Here is an 18,820-nt window from a genome sequence, read left to right as displayed (position 1 = left end):
CGATCACGACGACGTCAGCGGGAATAGTAGTTCGGCGCCTCGGCGGTGAGTGTGATGTCGTGCGGATGCGATTCCTTGAGGCCCGCCGCGGTGATCTGGACGAACCGTGCACCCTGTAGGTGATCGATGGTCGACGATCCGGTGTACCCCATCGACGCACGAAGCCCGCCGACGAGCTGGTGGACCACCTGGCCGAGTGGCCCGCGGTAGGGCACCCGTCCTTCGATGCCCTCGGGGACCAGCTTCTCCTCGGCGAGCACGTCGTCTTGGAAGTAGCGGTCCTTGGAGTACGACTTGGCCTGTCCACGACCCTGCATGGCGCCGAGCGATCCCATGCCTCGGTAGCTCTTGAACTGCTTACCGTTGACCAGGATCAGGTCGCCGGGAGCCTCGGCCGTGCCTGCGAGGAGCGAACCGAGCATGACGGTCGACGCGCCCGCCGCGAGTGCCTTGGCGATGTCGCCGGAGTACTGCACGCCACCGTCGGCGATGACCGGAACGCCTGCCTTGTTGCAGACGGCGACGGCTTCGAGGATGGCGGTGATCTGCGGGGCACCGACACCTGCGACGACGCGGGTCGTGCAAATCGAGCCGGGACCGACACCGACCTTGACGGCGTCGGCGCCCGCGTCGACGAGCGCCTGCGCGGCCTCACGCGTTGCGACATTGCCGCCGACGATCTGCACGCGATCGCCGATCTCGGCCTTGAGCTTGGCGACCATCTCGAGCACCAGCCGGTTATGCGCGTGGGCGGTGTCGACGATGATCACATCGGCGCCGGCGTCGGAGAGCGCCATCGCGCGTTCCCACTGCGGGTCGCCGGTTCCCACGGCCGCACCGACGAGCAGTCGACCGTCGGAATCCTTGGTGGCGAGCGGGTGCTGCTCGGTCTTGACGAAGTCCTTGACCGTGATGAGGCCGGTGAGCTTGCCGTTGCCGTCGACGATCGGCAGCTTCTCGACCTTGTTGCGACGCAGGAGGCCCAGCGCGGCCTCGGCGGACACGCCCTCCTGCGCGGTGATGAGCGGCGCCTTGGTCATCACCTCGGAGACCGGGCGGTCCTGGTCGACCTCGAAGCGCATGTCGCGGTTGGTGATGATGCCGACGAGTTCGCCGCGATCGTCGACGACCGGCAGGCCGGAGATGCGGTACCGGGCACACATGGCGTCGACCTCGGCGAGGGTGTTGCTCGGCGAACAGGTCACCGGATCGGTCACCATGCCCGCCTCGGAGCGCTTGACCGTCTCCACCTGGCCGGCCTGGGCCTCGATCGACAAGTTGCGGTGAAGGACGCCCATGCCGCCCGCGCGCGCCATGGCGATGGCCATGCGCGACTCGGTGACGGTGTCCATCGCCGAACTGACGAGAGGCACGCGGAGCGTGATCTCCTTGGTCACCCGCGTGGATGTGTCGACCTCACTGGGAATCACATCCGATGCCGAGGGCAACAAGAGGACGTCGTCAAACGTCAGTCCGAGCATTGCGACCTTGCCGGGGTCGTCTCCTCCGGTGCGAACCTGCGTCATTCGTCCATTCTATCTGGTAATGGGACGCCGCTGATTTCGCCCGCAGCGAAGCGATCGCGTCGGCACGTGGATGCGCCGCCCCGTTCTGCACGACGAAGAGCGAGGAGCGAAGCGACGATGCGATGAGGACGAAGAACGGGGCGAGAGGCGCAGCCACGAGCCGCGCAAAAACAATCTGTGGAGCGATGCGGCAGCCATGCGCTGCAATCGGTTACGGTGGAGTCGTGCGTGATCATCTCCCACCGGGCCTTCCACCAGACCCGTTCGCCGACGACCCCAGCGATCCGGCTTCGATGCTGGATTCGATGGAGCCTGGCATCCCTTTGGATGAGAGCGAGCGGCTCGCGGTCGAGGAGGATCTGGCCGACCTCGCCGTCTATGAGGCGTTGCTGGCACATCGGGGGATTCGTGGGCTCGTCGTGGTCTGCGACGACTGCCAGGAAGACCACTACCACGACTGGGACATGCTGCGCGCCAACCTACTTCAACTGTTGATCGATGGGACCGTGCGGCCGCACGAGCCTGCCGTCGATCCGCGTCCCGACGCCTATGTGACGTGGGACTACTGCCGCGGCTATGCCGACGCGCATCACCATCTCGACAACTAGCGCTGACCGTATCGACGAACGTCGGGGCCTCTAGATCTTCTGCCCGGCGTAGTCGGCGACACCACACAACAAGCCACGAGCCCCGCGACTGCGGAACTCGTGGCTTGTCTATTAAGGAAGGTCCTACTCCGTCTGACTGACAGCCGATCACTCGACGGTGACTTCAGCTAGACGGTGACATTCAACTAAAGGGCGACATTCAGCTAGAGCGCGACACTCAGCTCGATGGGGGCCAGCTACTCGACGGTCCTTCGTTGGCCGCCGTCGTGGTGGTCGTTGTGGTCGTCGTCGGCGGCTTTGTCGTGGTCGTCGGCATCTCGCTGGTCGGCGGCGTCGTGTGGGGCGGCGTCGTCTCAGGCTTTGTCTGACTCGTGAGCTGGTCGGTCGGCTGTTCCGGTTCAGACGTCCGCGCCTGCGAGGGGTCGGGGTTTCCGCCGTTCGGTGAGGTCGCCGGGGCACCGCTGCGCGCTGTGGTCCCGGTGTCGGCTCGCAGCCGTCCGATCCACTCGTCCATATGTGAGCGGGTATCAGAATCCCGGACCGGTCCCATCGACTTCTCCGCCTGGGAGATCAACGATTCGGCGGCAGGAGTGTTGCCCGCGGCGAGTTCAGCCTCGGCCTTCTCGAGGTTCGACCGGACGTCGTATGCAGCTTGCGTTTCCGACGCGGCCTGCGCGAACACGACCTTCTTGACGTTCCACAGCGGGTCGCCGGGTTCGGAACCCTGCGACATCACCGTGAGCCCGGCAGCGGCAACGATCGCAACCGCGGCGGCACCGGCGACAATGCGGAGCGTACGCACGATAGTGCGGGTCCGAGCGCGCGGATGTTCCGCGGCGATGGCGTTCTCGACGTCGGTGACGGTCGGGCCGAGTGGCAGCGGATCGGCGAGCGACTCATGGCGCCACGCGGAGAGCAGTCCCGCGAGCTCGTACTCGGCGTCATCGCGTGTCGGCGTCGGTACGTCGTGCGACAGCGCGTCGATGAACGCGTCGTCGAACGCAACCGCGGAGATATCCACGGGTGTGTCGTCGGGAGTCGCCCACTCCCCTGTCGGAAATCTGTACGCACCTGTTCCGGTGTCGTGCATGCCCCCCGACTGCCGCCGACCCGGCACGGAGCGACCACGATGCGACTCATGCTCGTCGTTCATCATGCCCTCCCGCCTTTCTCAGCTGTTCCTTCAACTTGGCCAATGCTCGGTGTTGCGCGACGCGGACCGCGCCGGGGGTGCTCCCCACGGCTTCTGCGGTCTCTTCAGCAGACAGTCCGACGACCAGACGCAGGATGAGTACTTCGCGTTGCTTCTCCGGAATCAACGCGAGAAGTGCCTTCATCTCTCGGCTGGCGTCGGCGTCGAGTGCGCTCTGCTCCGGTCCCCCAGTGACCTGGACGACCTCGGGGAGCTGCTCGACGGGGTCGGCTTTCACGCGACCGGCGACGCGCATGGCGTCAGCCACCTTGTGCGAGGCAATGCCGTACACAAAGGCCATGAACGGTCGCCCCTGGTCCTGATACCGGGGCAGCGCGGTCATGACAGCCATAAGGGCCTCCTGCGCCACGTCGTCAGCGGAGAACAAATGGCGTTCTCCGACACCGATTCGCCCTCGGCAGTAGCGCACGATCGGTTCCTGCACACTTTCGAGGACTGACGTGAGTGCGACCCGGTCGCCCGACGCGGCTGCGCGGACGGCTTCGTCTAACTCAACACCTGTCAGTTTCATCGTCAGTTGAGATTCCCGTGTTACACGTTTGTGTTGCCTGATCAATCGGGTCGTGATGGATCTGCGAGCGGCCAGCGAAAGGCATCCCCCGATCCACAAGCATGTCATGCGACGCGGCGATGGCTGCAATCGTCGTATACGACGTGTCGCCAAGGCCCTGCAGCAAAGACAACGATGCCCAGGTCAGCGGCACAAATCCGCCCCCTCGCGCGCGACGCAGACATGCCTGCGCAACTGCAGCAGCGTCGGATGTATCGTTCGCCGACGCTGCGGCGATGAGGTCTGTCTTGATGTGATGACGCTCATGGTCCGACGACACCGAGGCCATCATTATTTGGGCCTCACCGATGAGACGACGCGCCTGATCAGCGTCGCCGGTGTAGATGGCCAGTTCGGCACCGACCCAACGCTCGCGCACGCGCGGGCGAAGATCGGTGACAAACGTCGACCACGTGTTGGCGGCCGCATCGTCGACGTCGCGGCCGAGTAGCTCTCGAGCCCTTGAAAGTAGCCGACCCGACGCCGCGAATCGGAATAGCCCGAGGTTGTCGGCGGCGAGCCCGACGACGGCGTCGTGCGCGGCAACGCGAACCCAGGGATCTGCGGAGCCGAAAGGATCGTCCAGTGCGGTTAGCGCCGCGGCGTCGAACCCGAGGGCGAGGTCATGTCGACCCGACTGTCGGTGCAGCGACGCCGTAGTACTCCACGCCAGTGAGATCACCTCGCAGGCGTCGACCGTTCTGGCGCGCTCACGGAGTCGGTCGAGCATGGTCAGCGCCGCAGCCCCGTCGCCGAGTCCTCCGCGTTCGACGGCCTCCCACCATTGATTTCGCAGCGAATTCAACACAATCCCGTGGTCCACATCACTTCCATTGTCTCCGTTTTCCTGAATTTAACCTGCCGTCACAATTCTTTAATTCGACGCCAACGTCACGTACGCATGATGAGAACATTTCCTCCGTGTTACTCGGCGTTCTTGGTCCCGCAGGCGCCTACGATCGTACTTCCGCTCGCCCAGAGTGAAATCGATCCGCATCTGCGCAGCTCACGACCCCTCGAGGGGTTCCGATAAGGGTCTCCGCAGGTGGCGGGGTCGGCCTGTGCTAGCCGCGGCCGGCCACACAACATTTCGTTAACAACGATGGAATTTTTTGAACGATCTTGTCCTCGAGAGGCACTATTGACGCTGTTTCCGCCGTCCGCCTAGTGTTTGCCATGCACAGCCGATAGCGGCGATGCGCCAGTGTGGTTCCGCCGGTCTCGCGGTCGGTGGAGCAGTGCAGCGGTACCTCGAGAATCAAAGGAGTTCGTGCCATGCCTCAGCCAAATCATCTCCCCGGACCTAATGCCGATATCTGGGATTGGCAAATGGAAGGCCTATGCCGCGGCGTCGACTCCTCGATGTTCTTTCATCCTGATGGTGAGCGGGGACGGGCACGTGCCCAGCGCGAGCGTCGCGCGAAAGAAATGTGCCACCAGTGCCCGGTGATTGCGCATTGCCGTGAGCACGCTCTCGCGGTCGCCGAGCCCTACGGGATCTGGGGCGGACTCTCGGAGTCCGAGCGCAGCATGCTGATGAAGCGCGGCGTCGGACGACGTATCGCGAGCTGACCAAGCACTCACACAGCGCAACAAGCCATGAGAACACTCAGCAGGCCATAGGAACGCAAAAAAGCCCGGGCCGACCACATTCGCGGTCGGCCCGGGCTTTTCTTCGTGTCACGTGCGGTCAGACGTCAGACCGCGAGCACCGATCGGTCAGTGCGCGTGTCCGTGACCGTGATCAGCGGCCGCACCGGCCGGCTCGTCGGCAACTGCGGCCTCGGTGGTCAGCACCATCCGCGACGCAGACGCCGCGTTCACGACCGCAGACCTCGTCACCTTGACCGGATCGATGATGCCGTCTGCGAGCAGGTCACCGTACGAGAGCGTCGCGGCGTTGAAGCCGTGACCGGTCTCCAGGTGTGCGACCTTGTCGACAACCACGGCACCGTCGACGCCCGCGTTGCTGGCGATCCAGTACAGCGGCGACCGCACGGCGTCGCGAACGACCCGCACACCCAGCGCCTCGTCCTGGCCGAGTCCCTCTGCGAGAGAGTCGAGGACCTTCGACGCCTGCACGAGCGCAGACCCACCACCGGGGATGATGCCCTCCTCGACAGCGGCCTTGGCTGCGGCGACCGCATCCTCGACGCGGTGCTTGCGCTCCTTGAGAGCCGTCTCTGTCGGGGCACCGACGCGGATCACAGCGATGCCGCCGGAGAGCTTCGCCAGACGCTCGGCGAGCTTTTCGCGATCCCAGTCGGAATCGCTGTTGTCGATCTCGCGTCGGATCTGCTCGGCGCGTGCGGCCACGGCCTCCTTCGAGCCACCACCCTCGACGAGGGTGGTGGTGTCCTTGGTGACGACAGCGCGACGCACAGTGCCGAGCTGATCGAGCTCGGTCGTCGACAGCGAGAGCCCGATGTCGGTCGAGATCACGGTGCCACCGGTGACGACTGCGAGGTCGTCGAGGAACGCCTTGCGACGATCACCGAAGAACGGTGCCTTGACCGCGACAGCCTTGATGGTCTTGCGGATCGAGTTGACCACCAGCGTCGAGAGCGGCTCGCCCTCAACGTCTTCGGCGACGATCAGCAGCGACCTACCCGACTGCGCGACCTTCTCCAGCAGCGGGAGGAAATCGGGCAGCGAGGTGATCTTGTCGCGGTAGAGGAGCACGAGAGCGTCCTCGAGCACCGCTTCCTGGAGGTCGGGGTCGGTGATGAAGTACGGCGACAGGTAGCCCTTGTCGAACTGCACTCCCTCGGTGACCACCAGTTCGGTGTGTAGTCCCGAGCCTTCTTCGACGGTGACGACGCCGTCGGTGCCGACCGTCGTCATCGCCTTGCCGACCATCTCGCCGACCTCGGGGTCGCGCGAGCTGACGGTGGCGACCTGCGCGATGGCCTTCTCGCCCTCGACAGGCGTCGCCACGCGCACCAGTTCGTCGCTGATCGCGTCGGCAGCCTTGGAGATGCCCGCGCCGAGCGCCACCGGGCTCGCGCCCGCTGCGACGTTGCGCAAACCTTCGCTGACGATCGCCTGCGCGAGAACGGTCGCGGTGGTCGTGCCGTCGCCCGCTACGTCGTTGGTCTTGGTGGCGACCGACTTCACCAACTGAGCACCCATGTTCTCGAACGGGTCCTCGAGTTCGATGTCGCGCGCGATCGTCACGCCGTCGTTGGTGACCGACGGTCCGCCGAACGCCTTGGACAGCACCACATGTCGCCCACGCGGGCCGAGTGTCACCTTGACCGTGTCAGCAAGCTGATCGATACCGCGCTCGAGTGAGCGGCGGGCCTTCTCGTCGAATTCGATCTGTTTGGCCATGATTTCCTTCTTGAGTGCCTTCTACTGGGAAATGAATTGGGGCACAACGTAGTCCGCCCCGGGGTCTGCGTACAGACCCCGGGGCGGAACGACCACACGTTGGTCCGTGGGGTCTTACTTGCCGATCACCGCGAGCACGTCGCGGGACGAGAGGATCAGGTACTCCTCGCCGGCATACTTGATTTCGGTGCCGCCGTACTTGCTGTAGATGACGGTGTCGCCTTCTTTGACGTCGACAGGGACGCGGTTGCCCTGCTCGGTGACACGCCCTTCGCCGACGGCGATGACGGTGCCCTCCTGGGGCTTCTCCTTGGCGGTGTCCGGGATGACCAGACCGGATGCGGTGGTCGTCTCGGCCTCCACAGCCTGCACCAGGATCTTGTCCTCAAGCGGCTTGATGTTCACGCTCGCCACGATGTGAGTCCTCAACTTTCTCATCTGAGAAACGATGTATGTGTTTGCGGGCCCTGCACGAAACCTCGTCGTCGCGGGTGGCCGAGGTTCACTTTCAGTGCCTACTGGCACTCTATACGTGAGAGTGCCAGCACTCAAGGGGCACGGGTGCAAAGGTCGCCCCCTAATTTGGCTCACGCACCGACCGGCAGGCGTCGCGACCACCACGATGCCACGAGCGCTCCGAACAGTCCGACGACTGCGAGGGCACTGACCACCCAGATCGCCGTTGACATACCGCCCAGCAACTGACCGTGCTGCTGGGTGACGCCCGAACTTGCCAGAATGGCGGTGATGATCGCGAGCATCACCGCGCCGCCGACCTGAACACTGGTGTTGACCAGGCCGGACGCCAGGCCCTGCTCGTAGTCGGCGACGCCCGCGGTGCCCTGCGAGTTGATCGACGGGAAGGTCAGAGCAAACCCGACGCCCAACAGAATGATGGTCGGCAGCAGAAACTCAGCGTAGGACATGCCCGGCTGGACACGGGAGAACCACAGGTAGCCACCGAGGAACGACGCGAAACCAGCGACAAGCAGGAGTGGAGTCGGAACCCTGTCGAGGACGCGATCCATCCGTGTCGCGCTCGCGACGACGATCACGCCTGCCGGCAGAAAGGCGAGCGCCATTCCCAGCGGCGACCAACCCAACGAGTCCTGCAGATACAGCGTCGCGACGAACTGGAACGCGACGTAGCCGCCGAACATCAGCGCACCGGAGAGGTTCGCGTGGACCAGCAACGCCGACCTCAGAATTCCGGGACGCACCAGCGGGTGTCGGTGGCGGAACTCAACGGCGACGAACGCGACGCCCAGGATTGCCGACGCGGCGAAGCTCGCGATCGTAACGGGTGCGGTCCACCCGACCTCGGGAGCGCGCACGACCGCGAAGACGAGCAACAGCAGTGCACCGGTGCTCGTCAGAGCACCCAATGCGTCGAACTGTCGCCAGTGCATCGGTGTGCGTGGCGCTGCCGGGATCACGCGCAGCCCCGCGAAGAGCAACGCAAGCGCGACAGGTCCCGGGAACAGAAGCGTTGCGCGCCAGGAGAGTTCGGTCAGCAGTCCACCGAAGACCAGACCGAGCGAGAAGCCACTCGCTCCGCACACGGTGTAGATACTGAAAGCCTTGTTGCGCGCGGGCCCCTCGGCGAACGTCGTCGTGATGATCGACAGGCCCGCAGGCACGGTGAACGCGGCGGCGATCCCCTTGATGAAGCGCAGAGCGATGATGACCGCATTGATGTCGACGACGGCGCTCGCGACAGAGGCGACGCCGAACACCCCCAGGGCCACCAGGAACACCCTGCGGCGGCCGAACAGATCACTTGCACGCCCGCCCAGCAACAGCAGACCGCCGTAGCCCAGCACATATCCGCTCACGATCCACTGCAACTGCGACTGACCCATGTGGAGGTCCTCGCCGATCGACGGCAGTGCGACGCCGACCATCGAGATGTCGAGGCCGTCGAGGAAGAGCGCTCCCGCCAGAACCACGAGGAGCAGCCATACCCTTCCGGTCCACCCCGTCGCGGTGGTGATGTGGAGGGCGGTGATGTGCGGGTTCGACGTTGGTTCGGGAGCCGCCCGATCGGTGTGGTGTGCCCGATCGTCGACGCTCGACGAATCGGACCGGTGCGCGATGACCACGTCTCGTGTGTTGTGTGCCATGCGAGAAACTATATGCACATGCATTCAATGCGTCTACATTAATTGTCATCACATCTTTTGCCTGAGCATATATTGCAGTTGCAGGGTAGAATACGGGTCATGACCAAGGCGGTGACTTCTGAGGACCAGTTGGCTGCCGCGTGGCGAGATCTCTCGATCCGATACAACAAGGTCCTGTGCAGTCTCGACCGTGAGCTGCAGGCCAAGCACGGCCTGTCATCGAGTGAGTTCGAGGTGCTCGAGTTGCTCGCAGAAGCCGACGACCATCAAGCGCGGATGAGCGAGCTCGCAGGCGGAGTGCATCTGAGCCAGAGCGCTCTCTCCCGGGTCGTCGGACGACTGGAAAAGGACGGGCTGGTCGTCCGCACGATGTGCGCCTCGGACCGACGCTCGGTTTTCGCCACTCTGACCGCCTCCGGCGAACAGCGATATGCGCAGGCACGCCCGACGCAACGCGAGACGCTCGCGTCGCTCACGGACGGGTGCCCGCAACTGTTGCGCGAGGGCTGATCAGCGCTCTTGCGACACCTGCACACTCAGCCCCGGATCGGTGGCAACCGTCAGCGGTGAGGGTTGCGCGCCACCCGCGATGACGTGCGCTCCCAGCGTGGCGATCATGACGCCGTTGTCTGTGCACAGGCGAGGCTTGGGCACGCGCAGCGTGATTCCGGCTGCGGCACAACGTTCTTGCGCCAGCGACCGAATCCGAGAGTTGGCGGTCGCGCCGCCGCCGAGCACCAGGGTATCGACGCCGAGATCCGTGCACGCGCGAACTGCCTTGAGCGTCAACACGTCTGCCACGGCTTCCTGAAACGATGCCGCGATATCGGCGACCGGGACGTCGACGCCATCGCGACGGCATTTCTCCACGTACCGAGCGACCGCGGTCTTGACGCCGGAGAAGGAGAAGTCATAGCGCGAATCGCGCGGCCCGGTCATGCCACGTGGGAACTCGATCGCGTGCGGATCTCCCTGCGCCGCAGCCTTGTCCAGTGCCGGACCGCCCGGGAAGCCGAGGTCGAGCAGACGCGCCACCTTGTCGAAGGCTTCGCCGGCGGCATCATCGACGGTGGTGCCGAGTTCGACGATGGGGTCGGCGAGATCGGTGACGTGCAGGAGATGGGTGTGGCCACCCGAGACGAGTAGTGCGACGCATTCGGGCATCGGCCCGTGTTCGAGTGTGTCGACGGCGACGTGCCCGCCGAGATGATTCATCGCATACAGCGGTACGTCCCACGCCAGCGAATACGCCTTGGCCGCAGCAACTCCGACGAGCAGCGCGCCTGCGAGGCCCGGCCCGATGGTGACGGCGATGGCGTCTGGCTTTTCGATCCCGGCAGCCTCACGCGCTCGCTGCATGGCAGGCACGATCGCTTCCAGGTGCGCACGCGAGGCGATCTCGGGCACCACTCCCCCGAAGCGTGCGTGCTCGTCGACACTCGAGGCCACCTCGTCGGCAAGCAGCGTCACCTCGCCGGGCCCGTCACCCTCACCCGGCGTCCACTCGACGATCCCGACTCCGGTTTCGTCACACGAACTCTCCACACCCATCACGATCATGTGGGATCACCTCCACGCCCCGACACCGAGGGACGCGCCATCGTGTAGGCGTCGGCACCGGAGGGCTGATAGTAGTTGCGGCGCACTCCACGTCGGACAAAGCCATTGCGTTCATACAGCGCGATCGCCGTGTCGTTGTCGGTCCTGACCTCGAGGTAGACCGGGGCATCCGCGGCGTCGGCGACGTCGAGCATCACGTCGAGCAGTGCGCGTCCGTAGCCGAGTCCACGATGACTCGGCGCGACGGCGATGGTGTGGATCTCACACTCGAAGTTTCCCTCGCCGCCCAGCGTCGAGATACCCGCGTATCCGACGACGTCGCCACCGGGCGTCTCGCGCGCGGCGAAGTACCGGTTGTACGGCGCGTTGAGCTCGGCACGGAATGCGGTTGCCGGCCAGGGCGAATCGCCGACGAACATCTCACGCTCGAGCATCGCGCACCGTGGGATATCCGAATAGTCGAGGCGATCGATCAACAGTTCGTGAGTGGTCACTTCGGGGTCACCGCCTTGGCGCGCTGGTCTTTTCGTTCGACGGCATCCGGGCGGCGGAGATAGAGCGGGACGAGCGGTCCCGGCGCCACGCCCGCCACGACGTCGCCCGCACTTGCCAGGAGCAGGCCGCGCACCGTCGGCGTACTCACCAGCGACGGCTCTCCCTGCCAGCCGCACAGTTCGAGATGGCTTGGCGAGCCTGCTGCCACGTCGACCGGTTGCACCGCAAGCGATTCTGCGACCACCGTGGGTGCCGACACGTCGGGACCACTGATCCGCGCACCATCGCGGTAGCGCGCCCAGTACACCTCGCGGCGTCGCGCGTCGGTCACCACAGCCATCGACGATCCGGCCGGAAAGTGGTGTGCGGCATCGGCGGCGATCGCGTCGAGCGAGCACACCCCGTACACCGGAAGACCGAGCGCGTCACCGAATCCGGCACCGGTCGCCATACCGACCCGGAGACCCGTGAAAGGCCCTGGGCCACAACCGACCACGACAGCGTCGAGTCCGTCGCGGCGCACGCCTGCCTCGTCGAGCGCCTCCGACATCAGCGTCGTCAGCACTTCCGCGTGCCGCCGGTGGTCGGCAGTCGCACGGTCGGCGAGAACCCGTACGCCGTTCCCGTCGACCGTCCCGACACCGGTCACCACCACATCGGTCGCGGTGTCGATGACGAGCACCGTCATCTCATCCATCTATCCAACTCCATTGTGCGTGACGGACATCGGTGTCGGGATCGCGCCGCAAACGCACCAGCAGGTGCCGGTCGGCGAGACGCTCCGCGACGCCCTCGCCCCATTCGACGACGACCACCGCGTCGGTGAGATCGGTGTCGAGGTCGAGCGCGTCGAGTTCGTCGAGTCCACCGAGGCGGTACGCGTCGACGTGCACCATCCCGGGGCGGTCGGGCGAACCGGCTTTGTGCTCACGAGCGATGATGAAGGTCGGCGACGACACCCGGCCGACGACTTCGAGACCCGCGGCGATACCGCGCGCCAGTGCCGTCTTACCCGCCCCGAGCGGCCCGTCGAGGATGACGACGTCACCCGCCGAAAGGGCATGTGCGAGTTCGGCTCCCAATGCCTCGGTATCGGCGACGTCGGGCAGCTCACGAGTCTGGACATTCTCGGTGTCGGTCATCGTCGCCTGCCCAACAACGGGATTCGACGACGACGCGGCTGCGGACGTGCTGCCCGCGACCGTTCGACGAGGTCGGCGATGGCGTCGGTTACCCGGTCGGGTTGCTCCATCAGGACCATGTGGCCCGCGCCGTCGACGATGTCGAGTCGGGAGTCGTCGCCGAGATCGCCGAACATGTGCAACGAGTTGGGCAGCGGTGTCATCTGGTCGGCGGTTCCACAGACAACTGCCGTCGGAACCGCGGCGATGACGGGCAGGCCCATCGATTCGTCGTGGTGTTCCAACGCATTCAGGAAACTCACGACGGTGGAGATCGGCGTGTTCTGGATCATCTTCTCCACGGCCCGCCCGAGCGCGGGGCTGTGGAAGTCGGGTCCGAAACTCGCGGAAAAGAGAACCGGCTCGAGGACCAGCCTGGTGAGATCGCGACCGGCTTGGATCACGCGCGGGGTGTGACGAACCGTGGCGCGGAACGCGTCGACGAGTGGGTTGCGCAACCCGCGCGCGAGACCTGCCTCGGTCAGTCCACGTGCGGCAGTGGCGACGAGCGCGACGCCTGCCACCGGACCATCGGGGCCGAAGAGCTCCGAGTGGCGTCGGGCGAGCGCCATGATCGACATGCCACCCATCGAATGTCCGCACAGCACAACAGGTCCCGACGGTGCGACGGTCCGCATCACGGCGGCGACGTCGTCGGAGAGCTGCGCGATCGTGCAGGTGTCGGGGGGTGCGGCGTCGGACTTCCCGTGTCCGCGATGGTCGAAGAACACCAACCTGATTCGCCGTTGGGCCCAGTGCTCGGCGAGGTCGAATCGCTGAAAGTGCCACGACGCCATACGAAGACTGAAGCCGTGCACGAACAGCACTGTCAGCTCCGGCTTCTCACCGGGTGCGATGCCCCCGAGGTCGACGGTGCGCACCGCGAGCGCCAGCCCGTCGTCGGTGGTCACCGTCGACGGCTCGTCGGAGTAGATGGCGGTGAAATCGATTCCCGCGTAGGGATCGTCGAGTGAGTCGACACGACGGCGTGACAACGCACGCCCTGCACCGGCTGCGGCCAATCCGCCGAGCGCTCCCAGACCCCCGAGACCCGCCACGAGGCCCAGCCGTTCGTACGGCTTCACCGCTGCTCCGCGCTGTCGTCCGAGGCTGCGCCACCGACGTACTGTCGATGCGCGCGAGCGCCGATGCCGGTGATGATCTCGTAGTCGATGGTGCCGATCTGATCGGCCCAGTCACGCGCGATGGGAGCGCCACCCGTTCCGGCGCCGAACAATTCGACGACATCGCCCTCGGCGACCCCACCGCCGTCGGGTCCGAGGTCGATGACGAACTGATCCATACACACTCGACCGACCTGCGGGAAGCCCCGACCGTTGACCTGCACGTGCATCTGGTTGGACAGCAATCTCGGCACACCGTCCGCGTAGCCCGCGGGAACGACAGCGATCACCGTGTCGCGATCCGACGTCCAATGATGGTTGTACGAAACACCCTGCCCCGCAGCAAGATTCTTGACGAGAGCAACCTCGGCGCGCAGCGTCATCGCCGGCACCAACCCGAAGTCGCCGCGCTCGGGAATCGGAGTGCATCCGTAGAGCGCAATGCCTGGCCGAACGAGGTCACGTGCCAGGTCCGGACGTGTCAGTGCGGCAGGCGAATTGGCGATGTGCATCACCTCCGCGGGACTTCCGAGCCGCACGAGATCGGCGGCAGCGGCGTCGAGGCGTTCGGCCTGCTGCGAGTTCAGCGGATGCTCGGGTTCGTCGCCGCGTACGAGATGACACATGATCGCCCGAACCCGTACGGCCCCGTCGGCCTTCGCTTTGGCGAGATCGTCGGCGAAGTCGGCCCATTCGTCTGCGGCGACGCCGCTGCGGTTGAGACCGGTGTCGACCTTGGCGGTCACGGTGGCAGTTCGTCCCAGACGTCGCGCGGCGTCGGCAACCAGGGCGAGTTGACGCCGCGACGACAGCGCGACGTCGATGTCAGCGCCGATCGCGGCGTCGAACGGTGCGTGGTTGGTGTGCAGCCACGCCGTGATGTGCGCGTCGATGCCCGCCTCGCGCAGTGCCAGCGCCTCGCCGATGTGGGCGACCCCGAGTTCGGCGGCACCCGCTGCCAGCGCGGCGCGCGCCACGGGCACGGCACCGTGGCCGTAGCCATTTGCTTTCACCACGGCGATCACGTCCGTACCGGCCGCCGCGCGGACAACACCCACGTTGTGGGCGATCGCGTCGAGGTCGATGAACGCCGTCAGCGCTGCGGGCAGGCTGGTCTCGGCAGCCCCCGGCGCATCGGGCATCGAGTCATATGAGGTCATCGCGTCCATTGTCCCAGATCCGACGGAGTGGTCGGCGGCACACTCGAGCGATTCCCACCATGCACGTGAGTAATCACCCGCATCCGCACGCGGCGACCGGCGAGTGAACTGGACCGTGGCGCTCACGCCGATACCCCACTCCCCGCTCACTGGAGGTCCTGATGACATTCGTACCCTTCCACCCCAGTTCGTACCCGACGCCGATTGTCGGAGCCGCTCAGCCGAGCAAGGCTGTGCTCACCTGGTCATTCGTTCTCAACGTGGTCTCGATCGGCGTCTTGCCGCTAGCCGGACTCGCGGGGCTATTCGGATTTGTCCTCACCATCAGCGGCGCCGAAGCCGGCAACGCCATAGGGTATGTCGGAGTCGCTCTGTTGGCGGTCGCAGCGGGCCTCATCGTCGCTTCGGGCATCATGACGCTCGCGGCACTCGCGCTCACCGTCGTCGCGCAGATACGACACGTGGACGAGCCCTGGGCGATCGTCACGGCGTGGGTGGTGACAGCACTCAATCTGATCGGGCATGCAGTCCTTACCTACTACCTGCATTTCTAGCGAGGGCCAGATCTAGCGAGGGCCAGACCTTTGGCAAGCTCCCTGACCAGCCAGGGCTGCGGGCTCCCTCAGACCAGCAACGTGCGCAGGGCGGGCCGTAGCGCAGCCAGCAGATTCGACGCCCCGATCGGCGCTCCGCCGCTGGCCAGCGCCGCTGCCTGGGCATGCACCCTCGCTGCTGCGGCACCCGCCCAGATCGGCGGCAGACCCGCCGCGAGCAGCGCACCCGCGATGCCCGACAACACGTCTCCCGCTCCTGCTGTCGCCGCCCACGACGACCCGGCGTCGTTGCCGAACACGGTGCCGTCGGGCTCCGCGACCAGCGTGATGCGCCCCTTCAGCAATACCGTCACTCCCCAGCGCTGAGCGAGTCCCGCCACCGCCCCGAGGCGGTCGGCACCCACCTCCTCGCCGGTGAGGCGTGCGAATTCGCCCGCATGCGGTGTCAGCAGTGTCGGCGCCTCGCGTCCACGAACCAAGTCTGGGTGCTCGGACAGGACGGTCAGCCCGTCCGCATCGACGAGGACCGGCAGTTCGGTGGCGAGGATCTTCCCAAGGAGATCCAGAGCAGCGTCGTCTGTTCCGGCTCCCGGTCCGACGATCCACGCCTGCACACGCCCGGCGTCGGCGAAGTCCGGTACCGCGACGACCTCCGGAAAGTGCTCGACCACCTCGGCGTGCGCCGACCCGACGTAGCGCGTCATCCCCGACGTCGCGGTCACCGCGGCTCCCGTGCACAGGATGCCCGCGCCCGGATACCGATGCGATCCCGCGATCACTCCGACGACGCCCTGCGTGTACTTGTCGTCGTGCGGTCCGGGGACCGGCCAGGCGTCGGCGATCTCGGTGTCGGTGAGTGAGTACAGTCGCGGCCCCGTCGGAGGCGTCGACACCAGCGGCGCACCTTCCGGGTCCTCGGCAAGACCGATGTCGACGAGTTCTACGCGCCCGCATTGTGGTGCTGCGAGCAGGTGCGCGTGTCGTCTCACCCCGAACGTGACGGTGACGTCGGCGCGCACAGCGGGCTGGTTGACCTGCCCGGTGTCGGCGTCGACACCAGAGGGAAGGTCGACGGCCACGATCGGCGTCAGCGGATCGACGGACGCGAACACCATTGCAGCGGCAGGCCGTAGCGGCCCGTGCCCACCAATCCCCACGACACCGTCGACGACGACGTCGAGCGAACTGGGCAGCGGGTCGACGACCCGACCACCCGCACGTCGAAACGCAGCCAACCCGCCGGCATGCGCTTTGTCGGGTGCGAGCAGCGTCGCGCTGACCGCAGCGCCTCGTCTGGCCAGTTCGGCGCCTGCGTAGAGTGCGTCACCGCCGTTGTCGCCAGCTCCGACCACGATGCCGACGGCTCGCCCCACCACACCGTTCGTGCGTTCTGTGAGAAGCGCGGCCACCACCTGAGCCACACCGTGAGAGGCGCGACGCATCAGAGTCCCGTTGGTCAGCAACTCCCCTGTCGCGCGTTCCGCGGCGCGGACGGCGTCGGCGGTGAGGTAGCTGACCGGCATCAGGACCTACTCGACGGTGACCGACTTGGCGAGGTTACGCGGCTTGTCGACGTCGTAGCCGCGAGCCTGCGCGACGCTCGCCGCGAAAACCTGCAGCGGGATGGTCGACACCAGCGGCTGCAGCAGCGTCGGCGTCTTCGGGATCGGGATGAAGTGATCGGCGACGGCACGTGCCGACTCGTCGTCGGTTTCGGCGATCACGATGGTCCGTGCACCCCGCGCCTGGATCTCGCGGATGTTGCTGACCATCTTGGAGTGCAGCACCGCGCGACCGTCGGCCTGAGGCATCACGACGATGACCGGCAGTCCGTCTTCGATCAGCGCGATCGGGCCGTGCTTGAGCTCACCGGCAGCGAATCCCTCCGCGTGCATGTAGGCGAGTTCCTTGAGCTTGAGCGCCCCCTCGAGCGCCACCGGATAGCCGACGTGGCGACCGATGAACAGGACCGTGCCGCGATCGGCGAGCGACCGGGCGAGATCGCGGACGGGCTCCATGGTGTCAAGCACCGCGCGGACCGCATCGACCATGGCTTCCATCGCACCGAACTCACGAGCGACCTCATCGGCATACTTTGTGCCCCTGGCCTGCGCCAACGCGAGACCAACAAGATATGCCGCGGCGATCTGCGCAAGGAAGCACTTGGTCGACGCGACGCCGATCTCGGGCCCGGCGTGCGTGTAGAGCACGGCGTCGGATTCACGCGGGATCTGCGCACCGTTGGTGTTACAGATAGCCAGGACCCGAGCCTTCTGATCCTTGGCGTGCCGGACCGCTTCCAGCGTGTCGGCGGTCTCGCCCGACTGGGAGATGGCGACGACGAGGGTCTGGCGGTCGAGGACCGGATCGCGATAGCGGAACTCGCTGGCCAACTCGACCTCGACGGGCAGGCGGGTCCAGTGCTCGATCGCGTACTTGGCGAGCATGCCCGCGTGATACGCGGTACCGCACGCCACGACGAACACCTTGTCGACGTCGCGCAGGTCGTCGTCGGACAGGCGCTGCTCGTCGAGCACGATGCGACCGTTCTCCAGATGCCCGAGCAGGGTGTCGGCGAGCGCGCGGGGCTGCTCGGCGATCTCCTTGAGCATGAAGTAGTCGTAGCCACCCTTCTCAGCGGCCGCGAGATCCCAGTCGATGTGGAACGGCTTGCCGGGGCGAGGGTTCTGGTCGAAGTCGGTGATCGTGTAGCTCTCGGCGGTGATCACCACGACCTCGTCCTGGCCGAGTTCGACGGCGTCGCGCGTGTGCTCGATGAAAGCGGTGACGTCGGACGCGACGAACATCTCGTTCTTGCCCACGCCGACGACCAGCGGCGTCGACCGACGCGCCGCGACGATCGTGTCGGGGTGGTCGGAATGCGTGAAGACCAGCGTGAACGCACCGTCGAGTCGACGCAGCGCTGCGTACGCGCTCGCGACGAAGTCGCCTGCGGTCGGGCCGGAGTTGTACTCACGCTCGACGAGGTGCACCGCGGTCTCGGTGTCGGTGTCGGAGGTGAACTCGATGCCCTCGGCCTCGAGTTCGGCGCGCAGCGGGGCGTAGTTCTCGATGATCCCGTTGTGCACGACGGCGATCTTGCCGTCGGTGCTCACATGGGGGTGCGCGTTGCGATCGGTCGGCTGACCGTGCGTCGCCCAGCGCGTGTGCCCCATCCCGGTGGTGCCCGTCAGGGCTTCCCGACCGACCGCGGCGATCTGCTTGTCCAGGTTCTCGAGACGGCCTGCCTTCTTCTCGACGGTCGTGTGACCGTGTCCGTCGAGAATGGCGACACCCGCCGAGTCATATCCGCGGTACTCCATTCGACGCAGCGCCTCGACAACGATGTCGAGGGCTTCGCGCCTGCCCACGTATCCGACGATTCCACACATA

General features: G+C 66.0%; 19 protein-coding genes. 4 read left to right on the top strand and 15 right to left on the bottom strand.

Going from position 1 to position 18,820, the window contains the following annotated elements:
• Positions 1-14 precede the first annotated feature (14 nt).
• Positions 15-1,526: an IMP dehydrogenase gene (gene guaB / locus A5785_RS07285; protein ID WP_049699606.1), complete on the bottom strand. Its 1,512-nt coding sequence runs from the start codon at positions 1,524-1,526 to the stop codon at positions 15-17.
• Positions 1,527-1,750: 224 nt separating this feature from the next.
• On the opposite strand from guaB, the gene A5785_RS07280 reads away from it, so the two are divergent.
• A complete protein-coding gene (locus tag A5785_RS07280) occupies positions 1,751-2,134 on the top strand; it encodes a DUF5319 domain-containing protein (RefSeq protein WP_064865515.1) in 384 nt (127 codons plus the stop codon).
• A 217-nt stretch (positions 2,135-2,351) separates the two neighbouring features.
• On the opposite strand, the gene A5785_RS07275 is transcribed toward A5785_RS07280, so the two are convergent.
• Genes A5785_RS07275 through A5785_RS07265 form a run of 3 tightly spaced genes read right to left on the bottom strand, consistent with a single transcriptional unit; the run spans position 2,352 to position 4,720 of the window.
• A complete protein-coding gene (locus A5785_RS07275) occupies positions 2,352-3,287 on the bottom strand; it encodes an anti-sigma-D factor RsdA (RefSeq protein ID WP_197500807.1) in 936 nt (311 codons plus the stop codon).
• Positions 3,271-3,858 (bottom strand): sigma-70 family RNA polymerase sigma factor, encoded by a 588-nt coding sequence (locus A5785_RS07270; protein WP_005207924.1) that lies wholly within the window; start codon positions 3,856-3,858, stop codon positions 3,271-3,273. Before A5785_RS07270 ends, A5785_RS07275 begins: the two co-directional genes overlap by 17 nt.
• Positions 3,839-4,720 (bottom strand): hypothetical protein, encoded by an 882-nt coding sequence (locus A5785_RS07265; protein ID WP_197500806.1) that lies wholly within the window; start codon positions 4,718-4,720, stop codon positions 3,839-3,841. Before A5785_RS07265 ends, A5785_RS07270 begins: the two co-directional genes overlap by 20 nt.
• A gap of 452 nt (positions 4,721-5,172) precedes the next feature.
• On the opposite strand from A5785_RS07265, the gene A5785_RS07260 reads away from it, so the two are divergent.
• Positions 5,173-5,469, top strand: coding sequence for a WhiB family transcriptional regulator (locus tag A5785_RS07260; protein WP_064863639.1), 297 nt, complete (start codon positions 5,173-5,175; stop codon positions 5,467-5,469).
• A 147-nt stretch (positions 5,470-5,616) separates the two neighbouring features.
• Here the strand turns inward: A5785_RS07260 and groL are convergent, their stop codons facing one another.
• From groL to A5785_RS07245, 3 genes are all read right to left on the bottom strand, one after another.
• Entirely contained in the window at positions 5,617-7,230 is a 1,614-nt protein-coding gene (groL, locus tag A5785_RS07255) for a chaperonin GroEL (protein WP_064865512.1), read from the bottom strand.
• A 114-nt stretch (positions 7,231-7,344) separates the two neighbouring features.
• Positions 7,345-7,644, bottom strand: coding sequence for a co-chaperone GroES (groES, locus tag A5785_RS07250; RefSeq protein ID WP_005174150.1), 300 nt, complete (start codon positions 7,642-7,644; stop codon positions 7,345-7,347).
• A 173-nt stretch (positions 7,645-7,817) separates the two neighbouring features.
• A complete protein-coding gene (locus tag A5785_RS07245) occupies positions 7,818-9,353 on the bottom strand; it encodes an MFS transporter (RefSeq protein WP_231895442.1) in 1,536 nt (511 codons plus the stop codon).
• Between the two features lie 99 nt (positions 9,354-9,452).
• Between A5785_RS07245 and A5785_RS07240 the strand changes: the two genes are divergently transcribed.
• The gene (locus A5785_RS07240) at positions 9,453-9,863 is read left to right on the top strand and encodes a MarR family winged helix-turn-helix transcriptional regulator (RefSeq protein WP_064865508.1); all 411 of its coding nucleotides are present in this window, start codon (positions 9,453-9,455) and stop codon (positions 9,861-9,863) included.
• Here the strand turns inward: A5785_RS07240 and tsaD are convergent, their stop codons facing one another.
• From tsaD to alr, 6 genes are read right to left on the bottom strand one after another with little or no spacing between them, the layout of a single operon-like run.
• On the bottom strand, positions 9,864-10,913 hold the full coding sequence (gene tsaD / locus A5785_RS07235) for a tRNA (adenosine(37)-N6)-threonylcarbamoyltransferase complex transferase subunit TsaD (RefSeq protein WP_005207929.1): 1,050 nt from the start codon (positions 10,911-10,913) through the stop codon (positions 9,864-9,866).
• Positions 10,910-11,407, bottom strand: coding sequence for a ribosomal protein S18-alanine N-acetyltransferase (gene rimI / locus A5785_RS07230; RefSeq protein WP_064863635.1), 498 nt, complete (start codon positions 11,405-11,407; stop codon positions 10,910-10,912). Before rimI ends, tsaD begins: the two co-directional genes overlap by 4 nt.
• On the bottom strand, positions 11,404-12,105 hold the full coding sequence (gene tsaB, locus A5785_RS07225) for a tRNA (adenosine(37)-N6)-threonylcarbamoyltransferase complex dimerization subunit type 1 TsaB (RefSeq protein WP_064865506.1): 702 nt from the start codon (positions 12,103-12,105) through the stop codon (positions 11,404-11,406). The genes rimI and tsaB overlap by 4 nt, the downstream gene beginning before the upstream one ends.
• Entirely contained in the window at positions 12,098-12,550 is a 453-nt protein-coding gene (gene tsaE / locus A5785_RS07220; RefSeq protein WP_064865503.1) for a tRNA (adenosine(37)-N6)-threonylcarbamoyltransferase complex ATPase subunit type 1 TsaE, read from the bottom strand. The genes tsaB and tsaE overlap by 8 nt, the downstream gene beginning before the upstream one ends.
• Positions 12,547-13,674 carry an alpha/beta fold hydrolase gene (locus tag A5785_RS07215; protein ID WP_005207933.1) on the bottom strand — a complete coding sequence of 376 codons (1,128 nt, stop codon included), beginning with the start codon at positions 13,672-13,674 and terminating at the stop codon, positions 12,547-12,549. The genes tsaE and A5785_RS07215 overlap by 4 nt, the downstream gene beginning before the upstream one ends.
• Entirely contained in the window at positions 13,671-14,873 is a 1,203-nt protein-coding gene (gene alr / locus A5785_RS07210) for an alanine racemase (RefSeq protein WP_082946550.1), read from the bottom strand. The genes A5785_RS07215 and alr overlap by 4 nt, the downstream gene beginning before the upstream one ends.
• A gap of 161 nt (positions 14,874-15,034) precedes the next feature.
• On the opposite strand from alr, the gene A5785_RS07205 reads away from it, so the two are divergent.
• On the top strand, positions 15,035-15,427 hold the full coding sequence (locus tag A5785_RS07205; RefSeq protein ID WP_005207967.1) for a hypothetical protein: 393 nt from the start codon (positions 15,035-15,037) through the stop codon (positions 15,425-15,427).
• 68 nt (positions 15,428-15,495) lie between these two features.
• Here the strand turns inward: A5785_RS07205 and A5785_RS07200 are convergent, their stop codons facing one another.
• Positions 15,496-16,950, bottom strand: coding sequence for a bifunctional ADP-dependent NAD(P)H-hydrate dehydratase/NAD(P)H-hydrate epimerase (locus A5785_RS07200; RefSeq protein WP_005207966.1), 1,455 nt, complete (start codon positions 16,948-16,950; stop codon positions 15,496-15,498).
• Positions 16,951-16,956: 6 nt separating this feature from the next.
• Positions 16,957-18,819 carry a glutamine--fructose-6-phosphate transaminase (isomerizing) gene (gene glmS / locus A5785_RS07195; RefSeq protein WP_064865501.1) on the bottom strand — a complete coding sequence of 621 codons (1,863 nt, stop codon included), beginning with the start codon at positions 18,817-18,819 and terminating at the stop codon, positions 16,957-16,959.
• Position 18,820 lies beyond the last annotated feature (1 nt).

The sequence above is a fragment of the Gordonia sp. 852002-50395_SCH5434458 genome, assembly GCF_001665905.1.
In the GTDB taxonomy this organism is placed as follows: Bacteria; Actinomycetota; Actinomycetes; order Mycobacteriales; family Mycobacteriaceae; genus Gordonia; species Gordonia jacobaea.
Note: the sequence above shows the minus strand (reverse complement) of the source record. Positions and strands in the feature narration are given on the sequence as shown.

What these genes read in the sequence shown, in the direction of transcription:
- A5785_RS07200 (WP_005207966.1), bottom strand. Translation starts at nt 16,950, where the DNA reads ATGCCGGTCAGCTACCTCACCGCCGACGCCGTCCGCGCCGCGGAACGC.
- A5785_RS07240 (WP_064865508.1), top strand. Translation starts at nt 9,453, where the DNA reads ATGACCAAGGCGGTGACTTCTGAGGACCAGTTGGCTGCCGCGTGGCGA.
- tsaE (WP_064865503.1), bottom strand. Translation starts at nt 12,550, where the DNA reads ATGACCGACACCGAGAATGTCCAGACTCGTGAGCTGCCCGACGTCGCC.
- tsaB (WP_064865506.1), bottom strand. Translation starts at nt 12,105, where the DNA reads ATGGATGAGATGACGGTGCTCGTCATCGACACCGCGACCGATGTGGTG.
- glmS (WP_064865501.1), bottom strand. Translation starts at nt 18,819, where the DNA reads ATGTGTGGAATCGTCGGATACGTGGGCAGGCGCGAAGCCCTCGACATC.
- A5785_RS07275 (WP_197500807.1), bottom strand. Translation starts at nt 3,287, where the DNA reads ATGAACGACGAGCATGAGTCGCATCGTGGTCGCTCCGTGCCGGGTCGG.
- tsaD (WP_005207929.1), bottom strand. Translation starts at nt 10,913, where the DNA reads ATGATCGTGATGGGTGTGGAGAGTTCGTGTGACGAAACCGGAGTCGGG.
- groL (WP_064865512.1), bottom strand. Translation starts at nt 7,230, where the DNA reads ATGGCCAAACAGATCGAATTCGACGAGAAGGCCCGCCGCTCACTCGAG.
- A5785_RS07245 (WP_231895442.1), bottom strand. Translation starts at nt 9,353, where the DNA reads ATGGCACACAACACACGAGACGTGGTCATCGCGCACCGGTCCGATTCG.
- A5785_RS07260 (WP_064863639.1), top strand. Translation starts at nt 5,173, where the DNA reads ATGCCTCAGCCAAATCATCTCCCCGGACCTAATGCCGATATCTGGGAT.
- A5785_RS07205 (WP_005207967.1), top strand. Translation starts at nt 15,035, where the DNA reads ATGACATTCGTACCCTTCCACCCCAGTTCGTACCCGACGCCGATTGTC.
- A5785_RS07270 (WP_005207924.1), bottom strand. Translation starts at nt 3,858, where the DNA reads ATGAAACTGACAGGTGTTGAGTTAGACGAAGCCGTCCGCGCAGCCGCG.
- guaB (WP_049699606.1), bottom strand. Translation starts at nt 1,526, where the DNA reads ATGACGCAGGTTCGCACCGGAGGAGACGACCCCGGCAAGGTCGCAATG.
- alr (WP_082946550.1), bottom strand. Translation starts at nt 14,873, where the DNA reads ATGACCTCATATGACTCGATGCCCGATGCGCCGGGGGCTGCCGAGACC.